Source organism: Roseovarius marisflavi, assembly GCF_900142625.1.
Classification (GTDB): Bacteria; Pseudomonadota; Alphaproteobacteria; order Rhodobacterales; family Rhodobacteraceae; genus Roseovarius; species Roseovarius marisflavi.
In genome coordinates, this window is sequence record NZ_FRBN01000008.1 from 57923 (window position 1) to 82623 (window position 24701).

Sequence of the window (24701 nt, forward strand, 5' to 3'; positions counted from 1 at the left end):
GGCCCAATGAGTGGCGGCAATTTCTGCCAAAGTAAACCCTGCCGCCCCCTCGCCAAGCCGGGGCAACCCGGTTTATGCTGGCGAGGCCTCAGCAAAGGAGCCGCCCCATGCCCGCCCCCAAAAATCCCTTCAAGGCCGACCTCGCAAACGGCGAGATGCTCTATGGATGTTGGGCGGGCTTTGGCGATCCTTACGCGACCGAGGTGCTGGCCACTGCCGGGTTCGACTGGCTTGTGATCGACGGCGAGCATGCGCCGAACGATCTGCGCAGCATCAGCGCTCAGCTCGCCGTGCTGTCGGGCAAGCACAGCCACCCTGTTGTGCGCCTGCCGATGGGCGAGGATTGGGCGATCAAACAGGTGCTTGATGCGGGCGCGCAGACCCTGCTGATCCCGATGGTCGAAAGCGCCGATCAGGCCCGCGCCCTGGTGCGCGCCATGCGCTATCCACCGGAGGGCATTCGTGGCTCTGGCGCGGCGCTTGCCCGGGCCTCGCATTTCTCGACAATTCCCGATTACATCGCCACCGCCAACGCGCAGATGTGCCTTTTGGTGCAGGTCGAAACCGTTGACGGCATCGCCGCTCTGGACGAGATTCTAGAGGTCGAAGGCGTTGACGGCGTCTTTATCGGCCCCTCCGACCTTGCCGCCGACATGGGCCATTTGGGCGACAGCAGCGCGCCGCCGGTGGCGCGCATCATCAAGGACGCACTCAGCCGGATTGCGGCCTCGGACAAGGCTGCTGGTATCCTTGCGCTCGATCATGCCACGGCACAGAAATATGCCGGTTGCGGCGCACAGTTTCTGGCGGTCGGGATCGACGTCGTGATGCTTGCGCAAACTGCGCGCGCAACAATGGCGAAATGGCGCGATGATGGCTGACCTCTGGCTTTTGGCCGATGTCGGCGGCACCACCACCCGTGTCGGCCTTGCGCGCGACGGGCGGCTTGACCGGGACAGCACGGACAGCTTTCGCAATGCCGATTTTTCGGGGCTCTGCGATATCCTTGATCACTACCTGAACCGCCACCCGACCCCGCCAAGCGCACTCTGTGCCGGGGTTGCGGGGCCGGTGCGGCGCGGCACGGCGCAGCTGACCAATCTTGACTGGTTCATCGACAGCGCCGAGCTGGTAAACGTGACCGGCGCGCGGGATATTCACCTGATCAACGATCTGGCGGCGCAGGGTTATGCGCTGGATGATCTGGACCCGGCAGATATCACGCCGCTGATCGACGGGACCACGCCGCCACCAGATAGCGCGCGCATGGTCATGGGTCTTGGCACCGGCAGCAATATCGCCGTGGTGCATCGCACGCCCCAAGGCCTGCTCATACCCCCCGCCGAGGCCGGTCACAGCAGCCTTCCGCAGTGTGACGGCGCCATCGGCGCCCTGATCGCCGGGCTTGCAGGCAAGGACGCACACCGCCCCGTTGAGGCGCTGCTTTCCGGGCCGGGCCTTACCCGCCTGCATGCCCATTTTAGCGGTGACACCCTCACCCCGAAAGAGATCATCGCGGCGCATCGGGCAGGCGATGCCGGGGCCTGCGCCAGCCTCACGGCCTTTGCGCGGCTGTTGGGAACGGTGCTTGGCGATCTGGCGCTCAGTCACCTGCCGATGGGTGGGATTTACCTGATCGGCGGCAGCGCAAAAGCTAGGACATCTTCGCCATTGGCCCACTTCCACAGCGGTCCCGGCTCTGCCATAATGCCCCCAACCAACAAAAAAAGAGCAGCGGCATGAACGATCTTCTCTCCTCCGCCACCACATCCGATTATGATGCCTCCTCGATCCAGGTACTCGAGGATATGGAGCATGTGCGCCTGCGCCCCGGCATGTATATCGGCGGCAAGGATGATCGCGCGCTGCATCATATGGTGGCCGAAATCATCGACAACTCGATGGATGAGGCGGTCGCCGGCCATGCCACCTGGATCGAGGTCGAACTGCATGAAAACGGCCATGTCACCGTGCGCGATAATGGCCGCGGCATTCCGATTGATCCGCATCCCAAGGACCCCAGCAAGACCGCGCTTGAGATCATCTTTTGCACTCTGAACGCGGGTGGCAAGTTTTCCGGCGACAGCTATGAAACCTCGGGCGGTCTGCACGGGGTTGGCTCTTCGGTGGTGAATGCCCTGTCGGATCATCTTCGGGTCGAGGTGGCGCGCAATCGCGAGCTTTACATGATGGAGTTTTCGCGCGGCATCCCGCAGGCGCCTCTGGCCAAGATCGGCGCGGCACCAAACCGGCGCGGCACCTCTGTGACGTTCCACCCGGACCCGGAAATCTTTGGCTCTCTCAAGCTCAAACCGGCGCGGCTTTTCAAGATGTCGCGGTCCAAGGCCTATCTGTTTTCCGGTGTCGAAATTCGCTGGAAATCGGCGATTGCCGATGGCGAGACCCCGCAAGAGGCGGTGTTCAAGTTTCCCGGCGGGCTTGCCGATTACCTTGGCGAAACCCTGAACGGGGCCACCACCTATGCCGAGCGCCCCTTTGCCGGCACGGTTGATTTCAAGGACAAGTACAACGTCCCCGGCAAGGTCGAATGGGCGATCAACTGGACCCCCTCGCGCGATGGCTTCATTCAGTCCTACTGTAACACCGTGCCCACCCCCGAGGGTGGCACCCACGAGGCCGGGTTCTGGGCGGCGATCCTCAAGGGCATCAAGGCCTATGGCGAACTGGCCAACAACCGCAAGGCGGCGCAGATCACCCGCGAAGACCTTGCCACCGGGGGCTGTGCGCTTGTGTCGTGTTTTATCCGCGAGCCGGAATTTGTCGGCCAGACCAAGGACCGGCTTGCCACCACCGACGCCGCCCGCATGGTCGAGGGCGCGGTGCGCGATCACTTTGACAACTGGCTTGCGGCCGATACCAAATCGGCGGGGGCGATCCTTGATTTTCTGGTGCTGCGCGCCGAAGAACGGCTTCGTCGCCGTCAGGAAAAAGAAACCCAACGCAAGACCGCCACCAAAAAGCTGCGGCTGCCGGGCAAGCTCACTGATTGCTCGTCCAACACCCGCGACGGCACCGAATTGTTCATCGTCGAGGGCGATAGCGCGGGCGGCTCTGCCAAGATGGCGCGCAACCGGGTCAATCAGGCGCTTCTGCCGCTCAGGGGCAAGATCCTCAACGTGCTTGGCGCGGCCAGTTCCAAGCTTGGCACCAATGCCGAGATTTCCGACCTGACACAGGCGCTTGGCGTCGGTCTTGGCAGCAAGTTCAACCTTGACGATTTGCGCTATGACAAGATCATCATCATGACCGACGCCGACGTCGACGGCGCCCATATCGCGGCGCTTTTGATGACGTTTTTCTTTACCCAGATGCGCCCAATGATCGACGCGGGCCACCTCTATCTTGCCTGCCCGCCGCTGTTCCGGCTGACGCAGGGGGCCAAGCGGGTCTATTGCATTGACGAGGCAGAGCGCGACGAGTGGCTGGAAAAGGGCCTTGGCGGCAAGGGCAAGATCGACGTCAGCCGGTTCAAGGGTCTGGGCGAGATGGACGCGAAGGACCTCAAGGAAACCACGATGGACCCGAGGTCACGCAAGCTTATCCGGGTGACGATAGACGAGGACGAACCGGGCGAAACCGGCGACCTTGTCGAGCGTCTGATGGGGAAAAAGCCGGAATTGCGGTTCCAGTATATCCAGGAAAATGCACGGTTTGTGGTGGAGCTGGATGTATGATTCAGAAAGTCGATACATTCGAATATTTTCGAATAAGTAATGTTAAAATTGAAATTGATCGACTTGTTAGTATTCTCGATTCAACAGGAGAAACGTCAATCACATTGGAATGTGGCGACACAATTTATGAATCCCTTGAAGAGATAAAGTTTAACAAATCCGCAATTGTTATTCCGTTTAGGGTTGAATGCGACGGAACAACCATCAGCTTTGATCCTTTCGAGGTTTCTATTTCCGGCAAATCGAGCTCATCACATCGACAGAAAGCGTTATCAAAGGAATTGGAGGCCTACGTTCCGCTGCTATCTAAACGTCCAGTAATTACCTTGTTGGTGGGTATGTTCTTCATCCCATTTGGGCTTCTGTGGCTCTTTGATTATTTTGATTTTGAAAGCTCAACAAAATTCTTTGGAGCTAATTTAACGGACATTGCGCAAGTTTGTTTAAATCTCCTGTCAGCCGTTGCTGTGTCAATGCTTTATATGTTTCACTGGACTAGGGTAAAACTTTATAGCTCAACGAATGGTTTCTGGGGACGCCATAAAGAGCAGATTGCGGTGGGTGTCATAGTTGCGCTAGTTACAGCAGCGTTTTCCTATTTCGTTGGTCTTTGATTTCCGCTCTGGCATTATCACACCCAACTCGCTTCACCTGCAATACCCCGCGCGAATAGCACCGGAGGTGCCGCGCGATCGCCGGGCCGCCCGGACGGCCTGGCGATATTGAGGGCTTGCGCTCCGTCGAGAGGGCTCACAGGTTTTGCAGGGATAAAGCGGCATTCACTGTCGTTGCATCGCCAGACCGCGGCCCTCTGGTGCGCGTGGCGTGGGGCATCCGCCTTGTGGAATAGGCTGTCACAAAACCCTCATCAAAGGCGGGTAGTCCCTGCGCGAGGCTCTGCGGGTGCGCACATAAACGAACATTGTCGCGCGCACGCCGAACATTAAATTTGACCAATCGGAAAATAAACCGCAAGCTATGCCGAAATACGAAAACCGGAATCAATCTGACCAAAAGGGGATGTCATGACACTGCTCGCAAACCGTCTTAAACTGGCCACTTCCGTGGTGGCCTTGACCATCGCAGGGCTTGCCCAAACCGCCAGCGCCGACACGCTGCGCCTGTTGACATGGGGCGGCTATGCGCCCGAAGACGTGGTCGCGGCCTTTGAGGCCGAAACCGGCCACACCGTCGAGGTGACCAAATCCAACAACGAGGAAATGATCGCCAAGCTGCGCGCCACCGGCGGCGGCGGCTTTGACCTTGCCCAGCCGAGCCAGGACCGCATCGCCGGCCCGCAGGCCGAGTTTGGCATCTACAAGCCGATGGACCTGTCGAAAATCGACGAGAGCCAATTCATCCCCTCGATGCTTGCCGCCACCAAAGGCAACACCACCGTCGATGGTGAGGTTTACGGCGTGCCGCATGTCTGGGGCACCAGCGGCCTTGTGGTCGACACCGCCAAGGCGCCCGGCGTCAAGGATTACACCGACCTCTGCAACGCCGATGTGGCGGGCAAGGTTTCCTATCGCCTCAAACGCCCGACGCTTATCGGGTTTGCCTTTGCGATGGGGCTTGATCCCTTTGCCGCCTATGGCGACGAGGCCGCCTACAGCGCCGTGATGGAAAAGGTCGAGGCCAAGCTCAAGGACTGCAAACCCAATGTGAAGACCTATTGGGGTGGCGGTGACGAGTTGATGAACCTCGTGCGCTCTGGCGAAGTGGTGGCCTCGATGGCATGGGATACCGGCGGCTGGAAGCTGAATGCCGACAATCCCGACATCACCTTTGTCGCGCCTGCCTCGGGGGCGCTTGGCTGGATCGATACCTTTGTTCTGCCGGCCAAGGGTGGCGCGGATCAGGCCGCCTATGACTGGATCAACTTTGTGATGCGCCCCGAAGTCGCCGCGCAGATCACCGCCGTCGCCGGCAATTTCACCGCCTCGAAAGGCGCGGATGAATTTGCCTCGGACGAGTTGAAAGCCCGCTATCAGGCAAGCTTTCCGCCCGAAGCGGTGGATAACATCAAGTGGTATCCGCCCGTCCCCGCCGGTCTTGAAGTGATCGAAGGTGGCGTTCTTGACCGGGTGCAGGCCGCCAACTAAGGCGCGCGCCATCCCTTTGCGGCACCCGTTTTCGCGCGGGTGCCGTTCCTTTTTGATTCATCCCCCCGGAAATGCCATGACCCCCGATCTGGAATGCAGCGCCCTGACCAAGCGGTTCGACCAAAGCCTTGCCGTTGATGACGTCTCGTTCTCGGTGCCGCCGGGGTCGTTCTTTTCCATTCTCGGGCCGTCGGGCTGTGGCAAGACCACGATCATGCGGATGATTGCCGGGTTTTTGCCCCCGACCAGCGGCGACATCCGGATCAAGGGTAAATCGGTGCTTGATGTGCCGCCCAACAAGCGGCCGGTGAACATGGTGTTCCAGCATCTTGCGCTTTTCCCGATGATGAACATTGCCGACAACATCGGCTATGGCCTGCGCCGCAAGGGCATGGCCAAGACAGAGATCACCCGCAAGGTCGGCGAGGTTCTGGATCGTATCGGCCTTCCGGATATTGCCAACCGCAAGGTTGACGAGCTTTCGGGTGGGCAGAAACAGCGCGTGGCGATTGCCCGCTGCATGGTGCTTGAACCCGATGTGTTGCTGCTGGATGAACCGCTTGGCGCGCTTGATCTCAAGCTGCGCGAGCATATGAAGATCGAGCTCAAGGCGCTTCAGGCGGCGTTTGACACGACCTTTGTCTATATCACCCACGATCAGTCAGAGGCGCTTGTGATGTCCGATCAGATCGCGGTGATGAACGCCGGGCGCTTTGAACAGATCGGCACCGCGCAGGAGCTATACTATCGTCCCGACACCGCCTTTGTCGCGGGGTTTGTCGGCGACAGTAATCGGTGGGCCGGCAAGGTTGAAACGGTTGAGGGTGGCACGCTTGCGCTGCGCACCGATGGCGGGCTTTTGATGCGCGCCACGGCCCATGAACGGCCCCTCGCAACCGGGGATCGCGCCGAGATATTCGTGCGCCCCGAGGCGATCCGCCTTGCGCGCTCTGACGCCGATCTTGCGCATTTTGACAACCGGTTAAGCGGTCAGGTGACCAGCCTTTTGTTCAATGGCGCGGCCAGCCGTATCCTTGTGCAATCAACGCAAGGCGGCCCCGAGATCGAAGTGACCCTGCCGCAATCGGGCGAGTTTTCCGATGTTGGACGCGGCAACGCGGTGCATATCGGTTGGTCCGGGGACCAGAGCAACTGCTTTGCCCTGCGCGGGGCCGCGTGATGCAGGCCGGGACCCGCCTTGGCTTTATCCTCTTGCTGACGCCGCTTTTGCTGTGGCTGACACTGCTGATCATCATCCCGCATATCGACATGCTACTGCTGTCACTGCGCGAAAGGGTCGGCGTCGGGCAATATGCCACCAGCCCGGCCAATTACCTGACCTTCTTTGGCGAGCCGCTTTACCTGCGCACCTTCATGCGCACGGCGGTGATGTCGGTGCTGGCCACGGTGATTACCCTTTTGATCGCCTTTCCGGTGTCCTTCTACATCGCCAAGATTGCCAAAGGGCGGGTGCAATCTTCGTTGTTTCTGCTCTGTCTCGTGCCGTTCTGGGTGTCGGAGCTTGTGCGCACCTTCGGATGGATGATCTTGTTGCGCGAAACCGGGTTGATCTCGACCTTGCTGCAATATCTTGGCCTCGCCTCGGGGCCGGTCGAGATGCTTTACAATGATGCGGCGATGATGGTGGGGCTTGTCTATACCTCGATGCTGTTCATGGTCGTGCCGCTTGTCACGACGCTTGAAAGCCTTGACGACGCGGTGATCGAGGCGGGCTATGACCTTGGCGGCAGCGGCATAAGCGTGCTGCGCGAGATCATTATCCCGCATGCCACGCCGGGCATCGTATCCGGGTCGATCGTGGTTTTCATGCTTAGCCTCGGCAATTACCTGACGCCGACCATGCTTGGCGGCAAGGATAGCCTCTGGTTCACCGAGCTGATCTATTCGCAATTCATCGTGCGCTTTAACTGGGAATTGGGCGCGGCGTTTGGGTTCATGCTTTTGATCCTGTCGTCGGTGATTGTCTGGGGCATGCTGCGCGTGACCGGTCAGACGCTTGAAAAGACAATGGGTTGAGGGGGGCGATGCGATGATACCTTCGATGCCGCAACCGCGCGCCTACCGGCTTATCTATACCGGGTATATCGTGCTGTTTTTCGTCTATCTCGGCCTGCCGCTGGCGGTGGTTGCGGTGTTTGCCTTCAACGATAGCCAGTTTCCCTCGCTGCCTTGGGAAGGGTTTACCTGGAACTGGTTCTTTGGCGATGCGCGCCCGCAGATCGGTGCGTTTCACGAACGCCCGATCCTGCGCGCGATTGCCACCTCGGCCTTTGTGGGCTTGTCTGTCTCGGCGCTGTCGCTGGCGGTGGGAACGACCAATGCGTTTCTCTTCAACCGGTATCAGTTTCGCGGGCGTGGCCTTTTATACGTTCTGATGCTCTTGCCGCTGGTCATTCCCGGCATTGTCCTTGGCATCTCGATCCTGGTGTTCTCAAGCACGGTTGCGAACGGTGCATGGGACGCCGTGAAGTGGGATATCACCGCCCTGCGCCCCGGCCTTGTTCTGGTGGTTCTGGGGCAGTTTTCCTTTATCACCACGATTGCCACGCTGGTGATCGCCGCCCGGCTGCAAAAGTTTGACCGTACGCTGGAAGAGGCGGCGTTGAACCTTGGCGCGGATCGACTGACGGCCATTCGCACGATCACCCTGCCCTATCTCATGCCCGCGATGATCGGGGCGTTTGTGGTGGCGTTCCTGATGAGTTTCGAGAACTTCAACACGACCTTGATGCTTGTCGGCTCTGACGCGCCGCTGACCATCGCGATGTTTGACCGGCTGAAAGAAGGCTCTACTCCGCTTCTCAATGCCGTGTCGCTGTTGCTGATGCTCGGCTCGTCCTGCCTTGCGCTGGTGATGATCGCGTTTCAGCGCAAATCCTGAACCTCGGCCGCCCTAGCCCTGCTGAATGCTCTGCAAATAGGCCATCAATGCCGCCAAGGGGCGCGGGGTCGGGGTCAGCACACCGTCACCCACATCCACCGGCACGGTTTCGCCCTTAAGCAACAGGCCGAATTCCGGCATCTCCTGACCGGGAAGGCCGGTGCGGTCATAACCGTCAATGACCGAGAGCACATGCGCGCGCGGAAATTCTCCGCCGGGCGACAGTTGGGTCAGATCGGCAGGCGGCGGGGTCATGCCTTTGGCCCAAGGCCCGTCGCCTTTGCCGCCTGTGCCATGACATTGCGCACAGTTCTCGGCGAAAATCGCGGCGCCCTCGCTGGCGTCGGGCATTGAGGCGCTTTGCACACATGCGGCGACCGCCGCAATCAATCCAAATCCGATCAGATATTTCATCACGCTCTCCCTGCCATTTTAATAACCGCCCTGTCATCGCATCGCATTGATCTCGCGCAAGCAAACGGGCGTTACCCGCAGTCTAGCCCTGCGATGAAACAGGCGCAATGAAAGGCCGCCTCGCTCAGGACAGATCACCTGCCAGGCCCCGGTCGATCAGGGCGACGGTTTCCTTGACCCCGTAAAGCGCGATGAAGCCGCCAAAGCGCGGGCCCTGGCTTGCACCCAAGAGCACCTCGTAGAGCGTCTTGAACCAGTCGCGCAGCGGATCGAACCGGTCACGACCAACACCGTAGACGATGCTTTGCAGGGCTTCGTCGTCAAGCGGGCCGTCATAGGCGGCCAGCTGATCGCGCAGATCAATCAGCGCCTCGCGCTCAAGGTCATTCGGCGCGCGATAGGTTTTCGCAGGCGCCACGAAATCCTCGTAATATTTGACCGCATAGCCCGCCGCCGCATCCAGATCGGGGTGGGTTTCGGGGCTGGCATCGGGCGCATAGCGGCGGATAAAGCCCCAAAGCGCCTCTTTGTCATGCGCCGAGGCAACCGAGGCCAGATTGAGCAGCATCGAGAACGACACCACCATATGGCTTTCGGGCACGTCGCCGCCGTGGATATGCCAGACCGGGTTGTTGAGCCGCGCCGCCGTATCCTGCGTCGCGTAGGCACGCAATTGCTGGTGATATTCGTCGACCGCCTTGGGGATCACATCGAAATGCATCCGCTTGGCGGTTTTGGGCTTTTGGTACATGAAATACGACAGGCTCTCGGTGGCGGCATAGGTCAGCCATTCGTCGATCGACACGCCATTGCCCGAACTTTTCGAAATCTTCTGACCGTTTTCATCCAAAAACAGCTCGTAGGTGAAATGCTCGGGCGCGCGGCCACCAAGCACCCGGCAAATCCCGTCATAGATCGGGGTATTGGCGGAATGGTCCTTGCCGTACATCTCGAAATCAACACCAAGCGCGGCCCAACGCGCGCCGAAATCGGGCTTCCATTGCAGTTTGACGTTGCCGCCGGTCAGCGGAAGAGTCCATTCGCGCCCGTCTTCGTCATCAAAGGTGATGGTGCCCTCGGCGGCGTTCACCTCTTTCATCGGCACATAAAGCACGCGACCGGTTTCGGGGTGGATCGGCAGGAAGATCGAATAGGTCTGCTGGCGCTCTTCGCGCAGCGACTTGAGCATGATCGCCATGACCTTGTCATACTCGCGCGCGGCGCGCAGCAGAACCTCGTCAAAGCGGCCAGAGCCGTAGAATTCGGTGGCCGAGATGAACTCGTACTCAAACCCGAAGGTATCAAGGAACCGGCGCAGCATGGCGTTGTTATGGGCGCCAAAACTGTCGTGGGTCCCAAAGGGATCGGGTACGCTTGTCAGCGGCTTTTGCAGATGCTCGGCAAGTGCCTCGGGGTCGGGCACATTGCCGGGCACCTTGCGCATGCCGTCAAGATCGTCGGAAAAACAGACAAGCCGCGTCGGGATATCGCTTATGACCTCAAAGGCGCGCTTGATCATCGTGGTGCGCGCCACCTCGCCAAAGGTGCCGATATGCGGCAGGCCGGACGGGCCATAGCCAGTCTCGAACAGCACATAGCCCTTTTCCGGCGGCGCCTTTTCATACCGTTTGAGCACGCGGCGCGCCTCTTCAAAAGGCCAGGCTTTCGAATTCATAGCAGCGTCGCGCAGATCAGACATCGGGTATTCTCCAGGATTCGCCCTGCCGAAACACCGACAAGGCATCACCGCTACCTATTGCCGGGGCGGGCAACAGTCAATATTCTGCACCGCAACAGCGCAAGCCTGAAAGGCCACCCAATGACCGAGCAGATCGAACATTCTCTTACCCCGCAAGATTGCCTTGTGGCCGTCATGATTGCCGTTTCGGCCTCTGATGAAGACATCCGCACCGCCGAATTGGTAAAAATCGAAAGCGCCGTCAACAATCTGCCGATTTTTGCGGATTACGATATGGACCGGGTTGGCGTGGTCTCACGGACCGTGTTCGACCTCTTTAGCGTCGAAGACGGGCTTGATGCGCTGTTTGGTCTCATCCGCTCGGATTTGCCGGAACGGCTTAACGAAACGGCCTATGCTCTGGCCTGTGACGTGGGTGCGGCGGATGGCAACCTCAATGAACGCGAGCTGCGGCTTCTGGAAGAGCTGCGCTATGAGCTCAACATCGACCGGCTTCATGCCGCCGCCATCGAGCGCGGTGCACGGGCACGTCATATGACCTTATGATCCGCGCGCTCGCTACGCTTGCCGTTGCTCTGCTGCCGCTCGCCGCATGGGCCGACAGGGTTGATGTGCGCATTGATCTTTCGGATCAGGAAATGACCGTCTCGCTTGATGATCAGCCGCAATATGTCTGGCCGGTCTCGACCGCGCGGGCGGGCAAATGCACGCCCATCGGCACCTATGGCGTGCAATCGATGAAGCGCATGCATTATTCAACGCTCTACAAAAACGCGCCGATGCCGTGGTCGATCTTTTTCAACGGCAATTACGCCATCCATGGCACCACCCAGATCGACCGCCTTGGCACCCCGGCCTCTGCCGGTTGTGTGCGCCTGCACCCCGAGAGTGCCAGAACGCTGTTTGACATGGTGCTTGAACATGGCCGCGCGAACACCGTGATCCGGATCGAGGATTAAGGCGCATTTCCCGGTTTCCCTTTCGGGGCATTCGGTGGTTAACTATGCCAATACACCAAAAGAGGTTTTCAGATGCGCTGTGTCTTCGTGAATATCCGCTGCAAGCCCGGCACGTCCTATCGCGTTGCCGAAGAGATCGCCCTGCGCGAGATCCATTCCGAGCTTTATTCGATCAGCGGGCCGTTTGATTTGTTGCTCAAGCTCTATATCCCGGAAAACGCGGATGTCGGGCATTACATCAATGAGAACCTGCTTGATATCGACGGGATCGAGCGGACCGAGACCACCCTGACCTTCAAGGCGTTCTAGCTTATTATCTCAAAGCGGGTCACATCGACCAGCCCCCGATCGGTGATCTTGAGCGCCGGAATGACCGGCAAGGCCAGGAACGCCAGTTGCAAGAACGGTTCCTGCAAACCGACCCCAAGCGATTTGGCCGCCGCGCGCAGGTCAATCAGACGGTCTCGCACCACCTCAAAGCTCTCAAGGCTCATCAGCCCCGCCACCGGCAGGGCCAGTTCGGCCAGAACCTCGCCATCGCGGACCACGACAAACCCGCCTTCGATCTCGCCAAGGCGGTTGGCGGCGCGCGCCATATCACCGTAATCGACGCCGACGCAGGCGATATTGTGGTGATCGTGACAGACGGTCGAGGCAATCGCCCCCGCCCTGATACCAAAGCCGCGCACAAAGCCGGTGGCGATATTGCCGTTCTTGCCATGCCGCTCGATCACCGCGATCCGCGCCAGATCACGCGCGACATCGGGGCGCTTGTCACCGTCCTTGATCGCGATGTCCTCATTCAGGTGTTCGGTGATGATCTTGCCTTCGATAATGCCGATGACATGGGTTTCCTCGCGGTTGCCCGCGCTACGAAAATCCTCTGCGCTCACCTTGGCGGCCTTGACCGACCCGCGCGCCACCGGGGCCAGCGTGGCGCGCGCCTCAAAGGCCGCCGGATCGGCCAGTTGCCCGGCGCAGAGCACAAGTTGCACATCGCAGGCCTCAAGCGATTTGACCGCAACGATATCGGCGCGTTTGCCGGGCGCGATCACGCCGCGATCCTTAAGGCCGAACGCCTCGGCCCCCGACAAAGACGCCGCGCGGTAAGCCGCCAGAACCGGCGTGCCGCGTGCGATCAGGGTTCGGATCATGTGATCAAGGTGGCCTTCTTCCGCGATATCAAGCGGGTTGCGGTCATCGGTACACAGGCACATGTAAGGCGCTGTAGTATCTGTCAAAACCGGCTGAAGCGCGATCAGGTCCTTGCTCACCGATCCCTCGCGGATCAGCACGCGCATGCCTTTCTGAAGCTTCTCTCGCGCCTCCTCGGCGGTGGTTGCCTCATGCTCGGTGCGGATACCCGCCGCACAATAGGCATTCAGGTCACGACCAGAGAGTTGCGGGCAATGCCCGTCGATATGACCGCCCTCAAACAGCGCCAGCTTGGCCATCGCTCCGGGATCACGATGAATGACGCCGGGGTAATTCATGAACTCGGCAAGCCCGATGCCCGAAGGATGCCCCATCACCTCAGCAAGGGCCCCTGCGTCAATCTCGGCGCCCGCCGTTTCCATGTCGGTCGAGGGCACACAAGACGACAATTGCACCCGGATATCCATCACCGTGCGGGTGCTGGCCTCTTGAAAATAGCGGATGCCGTCAAGGCCGATGACATTGGCAATTTCATGCGGATCACAGATCGCGGTGGTCACCCCGTGGGGCGTGACACAGCGGTCAAATTCAAACGGCGTGACAAGCGAGCTTTCGATATGCAGATGGGTGTCGATAAAGCCGGGCACCAAGGTCATGCCAGTCACATCCAGCACCTCGCGCCCCTCGTAAACCGCGCCGATGCCCACGATGGTATCACCGCATATCGCCACATCGCCGGGGATCATCGCGCCGGTCACAAGGTCAAACACCGTGCCCCCGCGCAACACAAGATCGGCCGGGGCATCGCCCCGCCCCTGTGCAATCCGCGCTTCCAGCTCTGCCATGGGTCGCCCTCCGTCTGTCTCGCGTCAAGTGTCGCGCAGCACCGTCACCGCCACAACCCCAAAGCGAGACAGCCCGTCAGGGCTGGCGAGCGCCGGTGCCCCTTACGAGCGCCGCCGCCTGCGCCGTCCGCCGTCGCCCTCGCCATCCTCGCCACGCGTGTTGAAACTCGGGTTCGGCAGGGTGACGATCTTGGCCAACTCCGGGAACGGATCGGTCTTGTGCGGGATCGCATTGGCGGCCACGAAATGCTCCTGAAACTTCGGCTCGATCGCGGTTTCGACCTTGGTGATCTCCCCGACCACCCGCTCGATCTCGGCGCGCGCGGCGACATTGCAAAGCGCGATCCGCGCCCCGGTGCCCGCCGCATTGCCCGCACTGGTGACCTTGTCCAGCGGCACATCGGGGATCATGCCAAGAACCATCGCATGTTTGCTGCTGATATGAGCGCCAAACGCCCCGGCCAGCACGACGCGATCGACCTTGTCGACCCCGCGTTCATCCATCAACAGGCGCGCGCCGGCATAAAGCGCCGATTTCGCAAGCTGAATGGCGCGGATATCGCCTTGGGTCACGGTGATGCGCGGCCCGCCCTGATCGGTGGCGTCACAGATAAGATAGGCATGGGTGCGGCCCTCGGCGATCATCCGGTCCGTGCCTGCCGCCTCGGCCGAACCGATAAGCCCGCTTTCGTCGAGCAAGCCGGCCATGCGCAACTCCGCCACCGCTTCGATGATGCCAGAGCCACAAATGCCGGTAATGCCGCTACCCTCGGTGGCCGAATCAAAGCCGTCTTCGTCTGACCAAAGATCGCTTCCGATCACGCGAAACCGCGGCTCCTTGGTGACCGGATCAATCCGGATGGCGTCAATCGCGCCGGGGGCGGCGCGCTGTCCGCTTGAAATCTGCGCGCCCTCGAACGCCGGGCCGGTGGGCGAAGAACAGGCCAGCACGCGTGTCTTGTCGCCAAGCAGGATCTCGGCATTGGTGCCCACATCGACAATAAGCACCAGATCCTCGGATTTGCCGGGCTCTTCGCTCAGCGCCACGGCGGCGGCATCGGCCCCCACATGCCCCGCAATACACGGCAGGATATAGACCCGCGCACGCGGATTGATCACGCCAAGATCAAGCTCTCTGGCATCCATCGACAGGCTGCCCGATGTCGCAAGAGCAAACGGCGCCTGTCCAAGTTCGACCGGATCAATCCCAAGCAAAAGGTGGTGCATGACGGGATTGCAGACGAACACCGTCTCGACGATCAACGCCGGGGCAATACCCGCCTCCCTGGCGATTTCCTCGGCCAAGGTGTTCAGCGCATCGCGCACCGAGGCGGTCATTTCCTTGTCGCCGCCGGGGTTCATCATCGCATAGCTGACCCGGCTCATCAGGTCTTCGCCAAAGCGGATCTGCGGGTTCATGATGCCCGAACTTGCCACCACTTCGCCGGTTTCAAGATTGGTCAGATGCGCCGCAACCGTGGTCGAGCCAAGATCGATGGCAAGCCCATAAAGCCCGCCTTCATGCAGGCCCGGCCATATCTCAAGCACCCGCGCCGATGTGTCATTGTGCGATTTGTGAAGCGCCACTGTCACCTGATACTTGCCCTTGCGCAGCACCGGCTGAAGCTTGGACAGCAGGCTAAGGTCGGCGTGAATTTCGGGGATTTCCCATTGCTCGCGCAGCGCCCGCGCCAGCCGTTCCAGATCGCCGGTCGGCTCGTGCATATCGGCCTCGTCGACCTCGACGAAGTATAGCTTGGTTGCCGGGTCCATCTCGATCACCCGGGCCGAGGCGGCTTTGCGTACCACCTGTTTGTGAACCTGGCTTTCGGGCGGCACGTCGATCACCACATCGCCCATGATCTGTGCCTGACAGCCAAGGCGACGACCGGCCTTGAGGCCACGCTTGTCCTGATACCGCTGCTCGACACTGTTCCAGTCCGACAGCGCCCCATCCTGCACCGTCACGCCATGCTTGGAAAACTCGCCATAGCCCGGCGTGATCTGGCATTTCGAACAAATCCCGCGCCCGCCGCAGACAGAATCAAGGTCAACGCCCAATTGCCGCGCTGCCGTCAAGACCGGCGTTCCCTTTGGGAACCGCCCGCGCTTGCCCGAGGGGGTAAAAACGACAAGGGGATCATTCGACATTTGGAGAATCCTGTTCATTGGCCTGCGTCATGCGGCCTGAACATAAGCCATTCGCGCGCCGCGAACAGCCCGCAACCGTCAGAAAATATCCCCTTGGCGGCATCCCATGCCCCCGGCGCCTAACGCCATGGAATTTCCCAGCCAAAAAGCCAGATCGCCAGCGGCACCGGCGCCGTTGCAAGCGCGATCGTCAGAACAGTGGCTGGCACCCGGAAAAGCCCAGACACGCCCGCCAAAAGCGCAATCCCGCCGCCGCCGCCAATCACTGAATTGCCCGGAATATTGATCAATATCGCAAGCCCCAGATAGCGAAACCGAAGCACATAAGGGCCAAACCGCGTCGGCAGCTGCGATTGCAGGAAAACCACCCGCCCCTTGGGCGGCAGATCCTCGAACCGCTTGAGCAACCGACAAGCCCCAGTCAAATGCAGATCCAGAAACACCCGGTGCAACCACCGATAAGGCACCTTGCACCCCGCCATATAGGCAAGCGAAAGGCCAAGAGTGGTGGCTATCCACACCATCGGCGCCACGCTCGGCCCGCTGAGCGCCAGAACCGAAAGGCCGATCTCGACCCCTGGCACAAAGGGAATGGCAATCATCAGCGCATAGAGAAACAACACTGCAAGCGTGAGGCCTGGCATCGCCCAGCTATACTGACTTGCCGAAATCCATGCCTCTGCGCGGTTAAACACCTCATGCAATGCGATCACCACCACAACAACCACAAGCAGGCGCACAAGCGTGCGCATGAGGCCCAGTTTGACCGGGGGAGGCTCAGGCATCACTTTTCGGGAAGGGGGGTGTTCATCCATGACCCAACTCTAGGCGCATTGCCCCGGCTTGACCAAGTAAATCACAAGGCGATCACGGTCTTTTCAACCAATCGAGAACCGCCTGCCGATCGCCATCCAGCTCGGGCGCCGGTGCGCGAGTCTTGGGATCATTCAAGCCGCTGATCTTGATCGGATTTCCGGCAGTCACGAAGGCCGGTTTTCCAGCGTGATCCAACACGTCAACGACCATGTTGCGCGCGAGGATCTGCGGGTCCTGCAACACCTCGGTCAGGTTCTGGATCGGCCCAGTCGGCACGCCCGCCGCCTCCAGGGTCGCTATCCAATACGCCTTTGGCTCTCCCAGAGTGACCGCCTCGATCAAGCGCTTCAAAAGACGGTTGTTGTCACAGCGCGCCGGATTGGTGGCAAAGCGCGGATCATCCGCCAAAGGCAGGCCGAGAACCTCGCACAACCGGGCAAAAAGCGCGTCATTGCCGGCCGCGATCACGAACAGACCGTCGGCGGCGTGAAAGGTTTCAAACGGGGTGATCGACGGATGCCGCGCGCCCGATGGCACAGGCGGCGTGCCGGTGACCGTGGTCAGCGCAATCGCGTGCTCCAGGATGGCAAGCTGGCTGTCAAGCATCGCCACATCCACCTTGCGCCCAAGACCGGTATTGGCGCGATCAATCACTGCCGCCAGCACACCCTGCGCCAGGAACATGCCCGCCACGATATCCCCGATAGAGGCGCCCACGCGCACCGGATCACGATCCTTCTCGCCGGTGATCGACATCACACCGCCACGCGCCTGCACGACCATGTCATAGGCCGGGCGCAGCGCATCCGGGCCGGTATGTCCAAACCCGCTGACCGCGCCATAAATCAAACGCGGGAACCGCTCATGCAGCGCCTCCCAGCCAAGCCCGAGCTTTTCCATCACGCCGGGGCGGTAATTCTCGAGCACAATATCGGCGCGCGCCAGAAGCTGGTCAAAAATCGCGCGATCTCCTTCGGCTTTCAGATCAAGCGCAATCGACTGCTTGCCATGATTGATGGCAGCAAAATAGGCACTCTGGCCACCCTTGAAGGGCGGAAAGCTGCGGGTGTCATCGCCAGTTTCGGGCCGCTCGACCTTGATCACCTGCGCCCCCAGGTCGGCGAGGGTCATGGACGCGAATGGCCCGGCAAGAACATGGGTCAGATCCAACACGATCAAATCCTGCAACGGTGCGCTCATCGGCGGCTCTCCTTCAACGATCGCTGACAGGGATCAATCTCGCAGACCCCTCATCTTCTTCTTGGCAAAAATACTCTCGCCGAAGGCGGCCTGACCTCGCCCCGCTCAATCGCGGCGGATATCGGCCCCAAGCCCGGCCATCAGATCCTCGAAGATCGGGAACGAGGTGGCGATCGGGCCGGCGTCATCGACGCTGACAGGGCTTTGCGTGGCCATGCCCATCACCATGAACGACATGGCAATCCGGTGGTCAAGATGGCTGGCGCAGGTCTGGCCGCCGGGCACATTGCCGTGGCCAAGGCCGGTGACAATCCACCAATCGGGACCATCCTCAACCTCAACGCCGCCCGCGCGCAGGCCTGCGGCCATCGCCTCGATCCGGTCGCTTTCCTTGACGCGCAATTCCTTGACGCCGAGCATCACGGTCTTGCCTTGGGCAAAGCCGGCCACAACCGACAGGACCGGGTATTCGTCGATCATCGAGGCCGCCCGCGCGGGCGGCACCTCGATGCCCTTGAGGTCGGGCGAAAAGCGCGCGCGCAGATCGGCGACGGGCTCGCCGCCCTCTTCGCGGGGGTTTTCATAGCTAAGGTCAGCCCCCATCTCGCGCAGCGTGGTAAAGAGGCCCGCGCGCGTCGGGTTAAGGCCGATATTGGGCACAAGCACATCCGAGCCGGGCGTGATGATCGCCGCACAGACCGGAAAGGCCGCCGAGCTTGGGTCGCGCGGCACCACGATGGTCTGGGGGATCAATTCGGGCTGGCCGGTCAGGGTGATGACGCGACCTTCGTCCGTCTCTTGCGTGACGATCTCGGCCCCGAACCCGGCCAGCATCCGCTCTGTGTGGTCGCGGGTTGCCTCCTGTTCGATCACCACCGTCTGGCCCGGCGCATTGAGACCCGCAAAAAGCACAGCCGATTTTACCTGCGCCGAGGGCACCGGCACGGTATAGCGCACCGGCACCGGATTGGCCGCGCCGACAATCGTCATCGGAAGCCGCCCGCCCGTGCGCCCGACCGCCTGCGCGCCGAACAGCGCCAGCGGATCGGTGACCCGCGCCATCGGGCGTTTGTTGAGGCTGGCATCGCCGGTAAAGGTGGCCGTGATCGGACAGGTCGCCATCGCGCCCATAATCAGGCGCACGCCGGTGCCGGAATTGCCGCAATCAATCACATTTTCAGGTTCGCAGAACCCGCCGACACCAACGCCGTGCACATGCCATGTTCCGGCCTCGTCGCGGGTGACTTCGGCACCAAAGGCGCGCATCGCGCGGGCCGTGTCGAGCACATCCTCGCCTTCCAGCAGACCCGTGATCACGGTTTCGCCGACCGCCAGAGCGCCAAGGATAAGCGAGCGGTGCGAGATGGATTTGTCACCGGGCACATCCGCCTGACCGCTTAACGGCCCGGATTTGTGCGATGTCATACGAATGGGGGTGGCGTGGCCAAACATGGGTGTGCCTCTTGGAAACGTTGGGTTAAGCGCCTGATAGCGCAATCACGGCCCGGCGTCCATGACCCGTGAGCGCCGCGGTTTCGGCCCGCCGAAGGGATGCCTCCGGCGGGAGTATTTAGGGAACGATGAAAGTTACGCCCCCCCCCGTAGGCTCAGGCCTGCGCGGCGATGATGATGAATTCAACCTTGTAGTCGGGGGTGGCCAGCTTGGCCTCGCCACAGGCGCGGGCGGGGGCGTGGCCGGGGGCAACCCAGGCATCCCAGACCGAATTCATCTCGGCGAAATCAGCCATATCCGCCAGCCAGACAACCGCCTGCAGGATGCGGGTCTTGTCGGATCCGGCCTCGGCCAGAAGGGCATCGATCTTTTCAAGGCAGGTCCTGGTCTGATCGACCACATTGTCGCCAGCGGTGCCGACCTGTCCGGCAAGGTAGACGGTGCCGTTGTGGGTGACGATCTGGCTCATGCGGTCGCCGGTGTGGTGGCGGGTGATATCGCTCATGGGGCGGTCCTTTCGGTTGGTGTGCTTTGCCCTTTCTAGGCAGGCCACCCGGCCCGCGCCACAGGAAAACGACGCAAGGCCGCGCTATTGCGCTAGTTCCACCACCGCGGGCGGTCGTGGCGCGCCATCCAGCCGCCGATGCTGAAGTGATCCCGCCGGATCAGCAGCAGCAAGGCAATGAAGGCGCCAAGCACCGCGAGGTCAATCACCTGGTTGCGATTGATGGGAAAGCCGCGGTCATTGATCGCGAAGGGATCAAAGAACCCTTCCCAGCGGCGCAGCACCGTGAACAGGTGCATGATCAGCAGGCTTGCGTAAGAGAAATACCGCAGCACGCCAAATGCCACCAACAAGCACAGCGCGATCTGAACCCCGCCGCCTACATGAACCTGCGTCAGGCTGACATCGACACCGTCAAAATGCCGCGCAAGGTTCTGGTATTGCTTGGGCGTGATGATCTTATGCGCCGCCCAGAGAAAAATGAACCACGCCAGCCCAAGCCGAAGGATAAGCAGGGCAAGCGCGTCCAGTTTGTCTTGCGGCGATAAAATGGCCTTTGGGTCCACGACGATCACTCTCTTGATATCTGCGCTATGCTGCCCTCAGCCCTATCGAGGCCACGCGATACAAGCAAATCACAGCTTGGCGAGAGAGTGCTTCATTCGCGCATCTCGTGATCCAGCCGGGTGACCCTTTGGCACCGCCCTCGGCGGCCCTAGGCAAGGCCAAGAAGTCGTTTCTTGTTATGCGCCCACTTCATGATCGTCATATCGAAGGTCAGCGCCATCAAGGATACACAAATCCCCAGAACGAAGTTTTTACCAAGATCAGTTCCGGCCAGAGTGCGCTGCAATTCCTGCCCAAGATCTTGCGTGCCGATGAACGCGGCAATGATTACCATGAAAAAGGCAAACATGATTGCCTGGTTGAACCCAACTGCCATTGTCGGCAAGGCAAGCGGCAATTGCACATTCCAGAGCTTTTGAATGCGGGTGGCGCCGGCCATATCCGAAGCCTCGGTCATTTCCTCAGGGACCGAGCGAAGCCCCTCAATCGTATAGCGAATAAGCGGCACCATCGCAAAGATCAGGATCGAGAAAATCACAGCAACGTCAGTGATCCCAAACAACATGATTGCAGGGATAAGGTAAACAAAGCTGGGGAATGTCTGCGCCGTATCACAGACCAGCAGAATGCGGGTTGCCCATTTCTCTTTTCGGGCCGCGATGATCCCGATCGGCAGACCGATCAACGCCGCAAGCGTTACAGCCGAAACAACCGAGTAAAGTGTGATGATCGCCCGATCCCACCATCCCGAAAGCGCGACAAACGAAAAGAAGACGACAGCGTAAATCGCTTCTCTGCGCCCCGCCAGTGCCGCCGCGAAAGCGGCTACCAGAAGGATGAATGCAGGCGTCGGAATAGACAGCATGAAATTTCGGAACGGGATCAGCACCTGCACATTCAGGAAAGCGCGCAGAAACCCAGTCGTTGCTTTCACCCACTCAATGTTGAGGAACGCCTTGATCAAGGTGTCGAGTTCCTTGCCCTGGCTAAAGTCCTGGCCCCGCCCAATTTCGGCAAAAAGAGGGACTACCATTGAAATCAACGTAAGCCCCCCGAAAAGGGAGGCGCCAACAATCAGCATCTGGTGCCGCCTCCAAAAGGGCGTTCCGCGTTCAAAATGCTCGGGCTGTTTGACAACCCAGGCCTTTGACATTCGATCAAGCATCACAGCAAGCAACACGATCGTCACGCCGATCTCGAACGAACGCCCCAGCTTGAAGCTGCCCATCATCGCCAACAGTTTCGCACCCAACCCGGGCATCCCGATGAAGGCCGTCAGAACGACCATCGCAAGGCAAAGCATGATTACCTGATTAACCCCGACAAGAATCTCGGTTCGGGCCGAAGGGATATAGACGTGACGCAGCATCTGGAATCTGGTGCAGCCGCTCATCTTGCCGGCCTCGACGACTTCGGGCGACACCTTTTTGAGACCGAGGGAGGTCATCAAAATCATCGGGGGTATGGCATAGATGGTCGTCGCGACCGCTCCTGCCGTTGGGCCCACCTTAAAGAAGATCACTGCCGGCAAAAGATACGTAAAGAAAGGGAGTGTCTGCAGCACAGACAAAACAGGTTTGACCACCCGGTCGACCCAGGCATATTTCCATGCGGCGATACCGAGGGACAAGCCGATGACAAAGGCAAGCGGCGCCGCGATTGCCAGCACCGACACGGTTTGCATCGTAATTTTCCATTGCCCGATCAGGGCCGTCCAGACCATTGTGCCGCCGCCTAAAAGCGCCAATTTCCAGCCACCGAGATAATAACCGATCACGGCGATCACAGCAGCCAGCGCAGTCCAAGGGATCGGTCCAAGATTCGGGAAACGGCGTTTGCCAAAGAAAAGGTTACCGGAAACGTCCAGCAACCATTCAAGGCCTTCTGTCAAAAATCGGGTGAGCGCCAGAAGCCCGAGATCATCCTTGATGAACGTGAAAGCGGCGTCCAGCCATTGGGCGAAATTCGGGATCACAGCTTCGGGCAGCCGATGCAGCCAGCCCGGAAGTAGGCCGGAATACTGCAGAGCCGTCAGGACGATGGCGATACCAACGAGAGCCGCCGCATTTTGACCGTTTCTAAAGGAACGGCGCTCGGTTGGCAAAGTTGTCGCTTCGGCGCTCATGTCTCTGACCCGAGCAAGATATCAAGGGCGTCCTTGCGTGGCATGGCACCGATGATGATTTCGTTCTGCATTACCGGGATCATATCGCGCGCATCGTTTACCAGCATGCGGGCCATGTCGTGCACGGTTGCCGAAGCATCAACGGGGGTGCCTTCGCCGGTTTCGTTCGCCAGTGCCAGAACGCCCGCGTGGACAACGCGGGCTTTGTCGACGTCTTCGGTGAATTTACGGACATAATCCGTCGCTGGATGCTGCACGATCCGGTCGGGCGTGTCGCATTGCTCGACGGCGCCGTCCTTCATGATGGCAATACGATCGGCAAGGCGAAGCGCCTCGTCAAAGTCGTGTGTGATGAAAACAATCGTCTTGTTGAGCAATTTCTGGAGACGCAAAAATTCGTTTTGCATTTCCTTGCGGATCAACGGATCCAGCGCGCTGAATGGCTCATCCAGGAACCAGATATCCGGTTCAATCGCGAGACTGCGGGCGATGCCGACACGCTGTTGCTGGCCCCCGGAAAGTTCGCGCGGGAAATAATCTTCGCGGCCTTCAAGGCCGACAAGTTTCACAACCTCAAGCGCACGTTCGCGCCGGGTGTGCTTGTCCTGGCCACGCATTTCTAGCGGAAAGGCTATGTTTTCCAGAACACTGCGATGCGGCAACAAGCCAAAGGATTGAAACACCATGCCCATTTTGGACCTGCGCAATTCAATCAAATCCTTTTCTGCCAAGGACATGATGTCCTGCCCTTCGACGGAAATTGTCCCGCCGGTGATGTCGTGCAGCCGCGAGAAACACCTTACCAGAGTGGATTTTCCCGAGCCGGACAGGCCCATTATCACCAGCATCTCGCCTTTGTGGACATCAATGGACACGTCTTTTACGCCAGCGATGTATCCAGCGGCGCGGATCTCATCAAAAGTCATCCCGGCGGGCATGGATTTCAGGAACCCCTTGGGATCAGGGCCGAAAATCTTCCAGACATTCTTACACGAAATAACGGGCGTATCGGCTGGCATGGCAATCCTTTCAGATGAATTCCCCCGCCCGGCGGGCCGGACGGGGTTTGGTCAAACATCCGAAGATGAGCTTAGTTGAGCCAGGTGGCCCAAACGTCTTTGTTGGCTTCCAGCCATGCTTCAGCAGCTTCTGCCGGCTCCATCTCGTCAATGTCGACGAACTTGGCCATTTCAGCGATCTGAGGGTTGGTGAAGCTGATTTTTTCAAGCACGGAATAGGCGCTTGGCCATTTGTCGGCCATGCCATCCCAAGCGGCTTTTTTCAGATAGCCGTTCGCTGGATTGCCACAGTCATAAAGAGCGTCTGGATTGGGGCCGATGGATGGATCTTTGTCACAGCCCTCAACCCACTCCGGGAATTCCACGAATTCGCCGGGCCAAACAGCCTCGGCAAAATTGGGCGTCCAGTTAAACACAACGATTGGTTTCTTGTCTGCTTCCGCCGCACCGATCTCGGCCCAAAGCGCGGCCGCCGAGCCTGCGTTCACCACCACAAAATCCATGTCGAGCGCCGCCACACGTTCCTGACCATGCTTGAGCCAGTCAACCGGGCCGTCCAGATAACGGCCCTTGTCGCCCGTTTCAGCCGTTGCAAACACGGCGGCGCAGTCATTGAGCGCTTTCCAATCAGGCAGGCCAGGACAGGCCTCCTTGGTCCACATCGGATACCACCAGTCTTCGCGCGTCACGGCGTCGTGGTCGCCAACATCGACGATCCCGCCTTTTTCCATTGCGGCATTGAACGATGCGCCAAATGCGCCTTCCCAGACTTCCATTTCCAGGGTCACGTCGCCCAGACGGACGGATTCGTAAACCGCCTGGCTGTCGGTTGTGACGTATTCAACGTAGTTGCCATTCTCCTCAAGCAATTGCCCGACGACGTTGGACATCACAATTTGGCTTGACCAGTTGTGGACCGGTATCACGATCGGATCGCTACTGTCCGCGGCGAGTGCGGCCAAGGGGGCCATCGCAAGCACTCCGACTGTCAAAGTTGTTGAAATTTTTTTCATTTTTTATCTCCCTGTTGTTCACTCTTGGCCTCAGGCGGTGTTTCCCCTCCTTCAAGACCGGCGTTTGAATCCAAACTC

At 59.9% G+C, this 24701-nt stretch carries 23 protein-coding genes; 11 read left to right on the forward strand and 12 right to left on the reverse strand.

The annotated features are described in order from the left end of the window. Positions 1-107 precede the first annotated feature (107 nt). The 8 genes from BUB78_RS09220 to BUB78_RS09255 all read left to right on the forward strand — a co-directional run bounded on the left by BUB78_RS09220 (position 108) and on the right by BUB78_RS09255 (position 8702). A complete protein-coding gene (locus BUB78_RS09220) occupies positions 108-881 on the forward strand; it encodes an aldolase/citrate lyase family protein (protein ID WP_073197344.1) in 774 nt (257 codons plus the stop codon). Beyond that, a complete protein-coding gene (locus tag BUB78_RS09225) occupies positions 871-1743 on the forward strand; it encodes a glucokinase (RefSeq protein WP_245813427.1) in 873 nt (290 codons plus the stop codon). The genes BUB78_RS09220 and BUB78_RS09225 overlap by 11 nt, the downstream gene beginning before the upstream one ends. Next, positions 1740-3695 (forward strand): DNA topoisomerase IV subunit B, encoded by a 1956-nt coding sequence (gene parE / locus BUB78_RS09230; protein ID WP_073197347.1) that lies wholly within the window; start codon positions 1740-1742, stop codon positions 3693-3695. The genes BUB78_RS09225 and parE overlap by 4 nt, the downstream gene beginning before the upstream one ends. Then, positions 3692-4309 (forward strand): hypothetical protein, encoded by a 618-nt coding sequence (locus BUB78_RS09235; protein WP_073197349.1) that lies wholly within the window; start codon positions 3692-3694, stop codon positions 4307-4309. The genes parE and BUB78_RS09235 overlap by 4 nt, the downstream gene beginning before the upstream one ends. Positions 4310-4720: 411 nt before the next feature. Beyond that, the gene (locus BUB78_RS09240) at positions 4721-5800 is read left to right on the forward strand and encodes an extracellular solute-binding protein (protein ID WP_073197351.1); all 1080 of its coding nucleotides are present in this window, start codon (positions 4721-4723) and stop codon (positions 5798-5800) included. A 76-nt stretch (positions 5801-5876) separates the two neighbouring features. Further along, positions 5877-6980, forward strand: a complete 1104-nt coding sequence (locus tag BUB78_RS09245; RefSeq protein WP_073197352.1) for an ABC transporter ATP-binding protein — start codon at positions 5877-5879, stop codon at positions 6978-6980. Beyond that, the gene (locus tag BUB78_RS09250; protein ID WP_073197354.1) at positions 6980-7837 is read left to right on the forward strand and encodes an ABC transporter permease; all 858 of its coding nucleotides are present in this window, start codon (positions 6980-6982) and stop codon (positions 7835-7837) included. The genes BUB78_RS09245 and BUB78_RS09250 overlap by 1 nt, the downstream gene beginning before the upstream one ends. Positions 7838-7850: 13 nt before the next feature. Beyond that, complete coding sequence (locus tag BUB78_RS09255; protein WP_073197356.1) at positions 7851-8702, forward strand: ABC transporter permease; 852 nt, start codon at positions 7851-7853, stop codon at positions 8700-8702. A 12-nt stretch (positions 8703-8714) separates the two neighbouring features. On the opposite strand, the gene BUB78_RS09260 is transcribed toward BUB78_RS09255, so the two are convergent. Beyond that, positions 8715-9116: a c-type cytochrome gene (locus tag BUB78_RS09260; protein ID WP_073197357.1), complete on the reverse strand. Its 402-nt coding sequence runs from the start codon at positions 9114-9116 to the stop codon at positions 8715-8717. Positions 9117-9240: 124 nt separating this feature from the next. Continuing rightward, a complete protein-coding gene (locus BUB78_RS09265) occupies positions 9241-10815 on the reverse strand; it encodes a lysine--tRNA ligase (RefSeq protein WP_073197359.1) in 1575 nt (524 codons plus the stop codon). A 120-nt stretch (positions 10816-10935) separates the two neighbouring features. Here BUB78_RS09265 and BUB78_RS09270 point away from each other — a divergent pair, with 120 nt between their 5' ends. The 3 genes from BUB78_RS09270 (at position 10936) to BUB78_RS09280 (ending at position 12083) form a co-directional block, all read left to right on the forward strand. Further along, entirely contained in the window at positions 10936-11361 is a 426-nt protein-coding gene (locus tag BUB78_RS09270; RefSeq protein WP_073197361.1) for a tellurite resistance TerB family protein, read from the forward strand. Further along, positions 11358-11774 (forward strand): L,D-transpeptidase, encoded by a 417-nt coding sequence (locus BUB78_RS09275; RefSeq protein WP_073197363.1) that lies wholly within the window; start codon positions 11358-11360, stop codon positions 11772-11774. Before BUB78_RS09270 ends, BUB78_RS09275 begins: the two co-directional genes overlap by 4 nt. A gap of 72 nt (positions 11775-11846) precedes the next feature. After that, a complete protein-coding gene (locus BUB78_RS09280) occupies positions 11847-12083 on the forward strand; it encodes an Lrp/AsnC ligand binding domain-containing protein (protein ID WP_073197365.1) in 237 nt (78 codons plus the stop codon). Here BUB78_RS09280 and ade read toward each other — a convergent pair. The 10 genes from ade to BUB78_RS09330 all read right to left on the reverse strand — a co-directional run bounded on the left by ade (position 12080) and on the right by BUB78_RS09330 (position 24623). Further along, positions 12080-13774 (reverse strand): adenine deaminase, encoded by a 1695-nt coding sequence (gene ade, locus BUB78_RS09285; RefSeq protein ID WP_073197367.1) that lies wholly within the window; start codon positions 13772-13774, stop codon positions 12080-12082. The two genes, BUB78_RS09280 and ade, sit on opposite strands and share 4 nt — an antisense overlap. A 102-nt stretch (positions 13775-13876) precedes the next feature. After that, positions 13877-15925, reverse strand: a complete 2049-nt coding sequence (locus tag BUB78_RS09290) for an ASKHA domain-containing protein (protein WP_073197369.1) — start codon at positions 15923-15925, stop codon at positions 13877-13879. Between the two features lie 119 nt (positions 15926-16044). Continuing rightward, a complete protein-coding gene (locus tag BUB78_RS09295; RefSeq protein ID WP_245813428.1) occupies positions 16045-16710 on the reverse strand; it encodes a hypothetical protein in 666 nt (221 codons plus the stop codon). Between the two features lie 82 nt (positions 16711-16792). Next, the gene (locus tag BUB78_RS09300; RefSeq protein WP_073197373.1) at positions 16793-17941 is read right to left on the reverse strand and encodes a CaiB/BaiF CoA transferase family protein; all 1149 of its coding nucleotides are present in this window, start codon (positions 17939-17941) and stop codon (positions 16793-16795) included. A gap of 105 nt (positions 17942-18046) precedes the next feature. Beyond that, positions 18047-19393 (reverse strand): 3-phosphoshikimate 1-carboxyvinyltransferase, encoded by a 1347-nt coding sequence (gene aroA / locus BUB78_RS09305; RefSeq protein ID WP_073197375.1) that lies wholly within the window; start codon positions 19391-19393, stop codon positions 18047-18049. Between the two features lie 155 nt (positions 19394-19548). Continuing rightward, the gene (locus BUB78_RS09310) at positions 19549-19899 is read right to left on the reverse strand and encodes a RidA family protein (protein ID WP_073197378.1); all 351 of its coding nucleotides are present in this window, start codon (positions 19897-19899) and stop codon (positions 19549-19551) included. A gap of 92 nt (positions 19900-19991) precedes the next feature. Next, a complete protein-coding gene (locus BUB78_RS09315; RefSeq protein ID WP_245813429.1) occupies positions 19992-20465 on the reverse strand; it encodes a hypothetical protein in 474 nt (157 codons plus the stop codon). A gap of 149 nt (positions 20466-20614) precedes the next feature. Further along, positions 20615-22591, reverse strand: a complete 1977-nt coding sequence (locus BUB78_RS09320) for an ABC transporter permease (protein WP_073197380.1) — start codon at positions 22589-22591, stop codon at positions 20615-20617. Then, positions 22588-23610 (reverse strand): quaternary amine ABC transporter ATP-binding protein, encoded by a 1023-nt coding sequence (locus tag BUB78_RS09325; protein ID WP_073197383.1) that lies wholly within the window; start codon positions 23608-23610, stop codon positions 22588-22590. The genes BUB78_RS09320 and BUB78_RS09325 overlap by 4 nt, the downstream gene beginning before the upstream one ends. Before the next feature lie 71 nt (positions 23611-23681). Beyond that, positions 23682-24623: an ABC transporter substrate-binding protein gene (locus BUB78_RS09330; protein WP_073197385.1), complete on the reverse strand. Its 942-nt coding sequence runs from the start codon at positions 24621-24623 to the stop codon at positions 23682-23684. Positions 24624-24701: the final 78 nt, after the last annotated feature.

Excerpts from the sequence above, each read along its gene's own strand:
- BUB78_RS09295 (WP_245813428.1), bottom strand. The coding sequence starts at position 16,710 with ATGCCTGAGCCTCCCCCGGTCAAACTGGGCCTCATGCGCACGCTTGTG.
- BUB78_RS09250 (WP_073197354.1), top strand. The coding sequence starts at position 6,980 with ATGCAGGCCGGGACCCGCCTTGGCTTTATCCTCTTGCTGACGCCGCTT.
- BUB78_RS09240 (WP_073197351.1), top strand. The coding sequence starts at position 4,721 with ATGACACTGCTCGCAAACCGTCTTAAACTGGCCACTTCCGTGGTGGCC.
- parE (WP_073197347.1), top strand. The coding sequence starts at position 1,740 with ATGAACGATCTTCTCTCCTCCGCCACCACATCCGATTATGATGCCTCC.
- BUB78_RS09275 (WP_073197363.1), top strand. The coding sequence starts at position 11,358 with ATGATCCGCGCGCTCGCTACGCTTGCCGTTGCTCTGCTGCCGCTCGCC.
- ade (WP_073197367.1), bottom strand. The coding sequence starts at position 13,774 with ATGGCAGAGCTGGAAGCGCGGATTGCACAGGGGCGGGGCGATGCCCCG.
- BUB78_RS09270 (WP_073197361.1), top strand. The coding sequence starts at position 10,936 with ATGACCGAGCAGATCGAACATTCTCTTACCCCGCAAGATTGCCTTGTG.
- BUB78_RS09300 (WP_073197373.1), bottom strand. The coding sequence starts at position 17,941 with ATGAGCGCACCGTTGCAGGATTTGATCGTGTTGGATCTGACCCATGTT.
- BUB78_RS09325 (WP_073197383.1), bottom strand. The coding sequence starts at position 23,610 with ATGCCAGCCGATACGCCCGTTATTTCGTGTAAGAATGTCTGGAAGATT.
- BUB78_RS09220 (WP_073197344.1), top strand. The coding sequence starts at position 108 with ATGCCCGCCCCCAAAAATCCCTTCAAGGCCGACCTCGCAAACGGCGAG.
- BUB78_RS09225 (WP_245813427.1), top strand. The coding sequence starts at position 871 with ATGATGGCTGACCTCTGGCTTTTGGCCGATGTCGGCGGCACCACCACC.
- aroA (WP_073197375.1), bottom strand. The coding sequence starts at position 19,393 with ATGTTTGGCCACGCCACCCCCATTCGTATGACATCGCACAAATCCGGG.
- BUB78_RS09255 (WP_073197356.1), top strand. The coding sequence starts at position 7,851 with ATGATACCTTCGATGCCGCAACCGCGCGCCTACCGGCTTATCTATACC.
- BUB78_RS09260 (WP_073197357.1), bottom strand. The coding sequence starts at position 9,116 with ATGAAATATCTGATCGGATTTGGATTGATTGCGGCGGTCGCCGCATGT.
- BUB78_RS09320 (WP_073197380.1), bottom strand. The coding sequence starts at position 22,591 with ATGAGCGCCGAAGCGACAACTTTGCCAACCGAGCGCCGTTCCTTTAGA.
- BUB78_RS09235 (WP_073197349.1), top strand. The coding sequence starts at position 3,692 with ATGATTCAGAAAGTCGATACATTCGAATATTTTCGAATAAGTAATGTT.
- BUB78_RS09310 (WP_073197378.1), bottom strand. The coding sequence starts at position 19,899 with ATGAGCGATATCACCCGCCACCACACCGGCGACCGCATGAGCCAGATC.
- BUB78_RS09280 (WP_073197365.1), top strand. The coding sequence starts at position 11,847 with ATGCGCTGTGTCTTCGTGAATATCCGCTGCAAGCCCGGCACGTCCTAT.
- BUB78_RS09245 (WP_073197352.1), top strand. The coding sequence starts at position 5,877 with ATGACCCCCGATCTGGAATGCAGCGCCCTGACCAAGCGGTTCGACCAA.
- BUB78_RS09265 (WP_073197359.1), bottom strand. The coding sequence starts at position 10,815 with ATGTCTGATCTGCGCGACGCTGCTATGAATTCGAAAGCCTGGCCTTTT.
- BUB78_RS09330 (WP_073197385.1), bottom strand. The coding sequence starts at position 24,623 with ATGAAAAAAATTTCAACAACTTTGACAGTCGGAGTGCTTGCGATGGCC.
- BUB78_RS09290 (WP_073197369.1), bottom strand. The coding sequence starts at position 15,925 with ATGTCGAATGATCCCCTTGTCGTTTTTACCCCCTCGGGCAAGCGCGGG.